Genomic DNA, 3,379 nt, shown 5'->3' with positions numbered 1-3,379 from the left:
GTTCATTGTCTTTACAAGCTTTTCAACATCACGCACACTCATTTTTTCATCAAAAACTTTGCACGCTGTCTGATACTGTAATTCTAAATCTTCAATTCCAAGAAGAGCTCTTGCATGACCTGTTGATAATTTTTCTTCAATAACCATTTCCTGTACACGTTCATCAAGTTTTAATAATCTCATAGAATTAGTTACTGCTGTTCTGCTCTTTGAAACTCTTTCTGCAACTTCATCCTGTTTTAAATTAAATTCTGTCAAAAGTCTTTTATAAGCAATTGCTTCTTCAATTGGATTTAAATCTTCACGCTGAATATTTTCAATTAATGAAATTTCAACAATTTCCTGTTCACTAAATTTTTTAATAATGACAGGAACTTCTTTTAATCCAGCGAGTTTTGCAGCTCTCCATCTGCGTTCCCCAGCAATGATTTCATAATATCCTTTTCTTTCCTGAACCAGAATTGGCTGTAACACCCCATGCTGTTTAATAGATTCTGATAATTCAATTAAGGCATCTTCATCAAAATTTTTTCTTGGCTGTTCTTTATTTGGCTCAATTTTTGTAACCTTTACTTTTACCTCTACAGGCTTTTCTACTTCTACTACTTTTTCAACAACCTTTTCTACAATTTTTGTTTTTGCTTCTTTTTTAGGTGCTGCTGTTGCACCTCCTACATTCATATCAGGAATCAGACTATCCAATCCTTTTCCTAATCCCCCTCTTTTTACTGCCATTCTTCTTCTCCTCTATGAATCACTTCTTCTGCTAATAAGCGATAGCTTTCTGCACCTGTAGATTTTGAATCATAAATATTGATTGGTAATCCATGACTTGGTGCTTCTGCAAGTCGAATGTTTCTAGGAATAATTGTTTTATAAATTGTCTGATGCAAATTACTCTTTACATTTTCTACAACCTGTAAAGATAAATTAGTTCTTGCATCATACATTGTAAACACAACACCTTCCATTTCCAATTCTGGATTCAATCTCTGTTTTACGAGATTTACTGTATGAAGCAACTGACTTAAACCTTCCAGCGCATAATACTCACATTGAATTGGAACAAGAACTGTATCTGCAGTTGTCATCGCATTGATTGTTAACATATTTAAAGATGGCGGACAATCAATAATTACAAAATCATAATTATCACGTACCTGTTCAACTGCTCTTTTTAAAATATATTCTTTTTCATTAATACCAATTAATTCTATTTCTGCTGCAGCTAAATTAACATTAGATGCAATAATTGATAATCTTTCAAATTCAGTTTCAATAATTGCATCCTGAATTTCTATTTCACCGAGAATTAATTCATAAATAGTATTCTCAACAGAATTTTTATCTATACCTAAACCACTGGTGGTATTTCCCTGTGGATCAACATCAATTGTTAATACTCTCTGTCCAGCTTCCGCTAAACATGCAGATAAATTAATTGCAGTGGTTGTTTTTCCTACGCCGCCCTTCTGATTGGCAATTGCAATAATTCTTCCCATTGTATTTTACCCTTTCTTTTTTCTAAATGTTTCACGTGAAACATCGTGGCAAAATCAAGTATATCATAACTATGTTTCACGTGAAACATTATTTTTTAAAATTAAGAATTTTTAATAAATAAAACTAAATAAATGTTTCACGTGAAACATTTATTTAAAAATCAAATTTAAAAATAAGTTTATTTATTACCCAAAATAGAGTATACTAATATCAAATATTTAAATCGAAATTATTAATGAGAGGAGAATTTTAATGAGCAAAAACCATACATTTAGAAAAATTGTTGTTGCCACAGCTCTCATCGGAACAGCGATGTATGTAGCAAACGAATATCTTATCAAAGTTGCTACTTCGAAAGATTTATTAAAAAAAGACAACGGAGAATACTACTCTTTTAAATACGGAAAAGTATATTATAAAGTATCCGGAGAAGGAAAACCTGTACTTTTAATTCATGACATTAACGAATCTAGTTCAGGCATGGAATGGTGTCGTTTAGAAGAAGAACTTTCTAAAACAAATAAAGTTTATACGATTGATTTACTTGGATGCGGACGTTCTGACAAACCAAAATTAAATTATAATAGTTTTTTATATGTACAGTTACTCAATGATTTTATAAGAGATGTTATCGGAGAATCTACAGATATCATTGCAACCGGAAAAGCAGTATCTCCTGTAATCATGTCAACAAAATTGCGTGAAGAATCAGTTGATCGAATCATTTTAATTAATCCGGCTGACTTGGTAGAATTAGGTGATATTCCAGATAGATTTTCAAAAATCAAAAAAGCTATCATCACATGTCCTATTATTGGAACATTTATTTATCATATGCTTCATACCAATGATTGTATTTTTAATACTTTTATCAATGAATATTTTAGCGACTCCAATGCGGACTTTTCAGAAGTATGTGATTACTATCATGAATCTGCACACCGTGACAAATCCGGAAGCAAATATTTATATGCAAGCCTTCAAGGCGGCAGCTTGAACATGAATATCAACCACGGAATAAAAGTGTTAGATAAAGATATTATTATTATTTCTGGGGAAGATTATTTTGAATCAGACTATGTGCCAGAAGAATATGCAGAATTAAATGAAAACATTGAATGTATTTCCATCATGGAAACTTCTTACTTACCACAGTTAGAAGCACCAGAAAAAATATTAGATATAATCAAAGAATACTGGAAATAAAAAAAGCGTGCTTTGCACGCTTTTTTTATTTAATAGGTTCTTTTGTTGCTAATCCTGATTTACGTGGATATTTTTTAGGAGTACTTGATATCTTCTTAATTTTAATTAAGCTTCTGGAAATATCAGAGTCCGGTAAATTAAATTTCACTTCATCTTCAATTTTTCCACCTAATACAAAAACTGCTTTTTTAGATTCTGCAAGTTCCTCATCAATCTTACCTGATTTATATGGTACAAAATATCCATCTACCTTTACATATGGTAAACAGTATTCAGAAAGAGATGCAAGATTTGCAACAGCTCTGGATACACATACATCATATATTTCTCTCTTCATAGATGGCTTTGCAAAATCTTCGGCTCTTCCATGGATAGTTTCTACCTCTTCCAAACCAAGCTGCATTACTACCTCGTTTAAAAATTTAATACGTTTCTGTAATGAATCTAAAAGTGTCACTTTTAAATGAGGATAAGCAATCTTCAAAGGAATTCCTGGAAAACCTGCACCAGTTCCAATATCAATCAAGCTTTCTATCTTATTTACATCAATTGCTTTACAAAGTACAAGACTGTCTACAAAATGTTTCTGCACAACTTCCTCATACTCTGTAATTCCAGTCAGGTTCATAAACGAATTCCATTCTACAAGAATTTCATGATATTTAATAAA

4 protein-coding genes are annotated in these 3,379 nt (G+C 31.5%); 1 reads left to right on the top strand and 3 read right to left on the bottom strand.

The annotated features are described in order from the left end of the window. Positions 1–735, bottom strand: a 735-nt coding sequence (locus ACKI3Q_RS06295) for a ParB/RepB/Spo0J family partition protein (protein ID WP_407415351.1), incomplete at its 3' end; no start/stop codon positions are given. Then, the gene (locus ACKI3Q_RS06290) at positions 726–1,502 is read right to left on the bottom strand and encodes a ParA family protein (protein ID WP_407415349.1); all 777 of its coding nucleotides are present in this window, start codon (positions 1,500–1,502) and stop codon (positions 726–728) included. The genes ACKI3Q_RS06290 and ACKI3Q_RS06295, both read right to left, overlap by 10 nt. Positions 1,503–1,755: 253 nt before the next feature. On the opposite strand from ACKI3Q_RS06290, the gene ACKI3Q_RS06285 reads away from it, so the two are divergent. Further along, complete coding sequence (locus tag ACKI3Q_RS06285; RefSeq protein ID WP_407415347.1) at positions 1,756–2,709, top strand: hypothetical protein; 954 nt, start codon at positions 1,756–1,758, stop codon at positions 2,707–2,709. A 25-nt stretch (positions 2,710–2,734) separates the two neighbouring features. Here the strand turns inward: ACKI3Q_RS06285 and rsmG are convergent. Continuing rightward, positions 2,735–3,379 (bottom strand): 16S rRNA (guanine(527)-N(7))-methyltransferase RsmG (gene rsmG / locus ACKI3Q_RS06280; RefSeq protein ID WP_407415345.1); only part of this gene is annotated, 645 nt, incomplete at its 5' end.

Source organism: Methanobrevibacter sp. (assembly GCF_045636185.1).
Classification (GTDB): Archaea; Methanobacteriota; Methanobacteria; order Methanobacteriales; family Methanobacteriaceae; genus Methanocatella.
The sequence above is the reverse complement of the archived record's forward strand: the minus strand, read 5'-3'. Positions and strand labels throughout refer to the sequence as shown.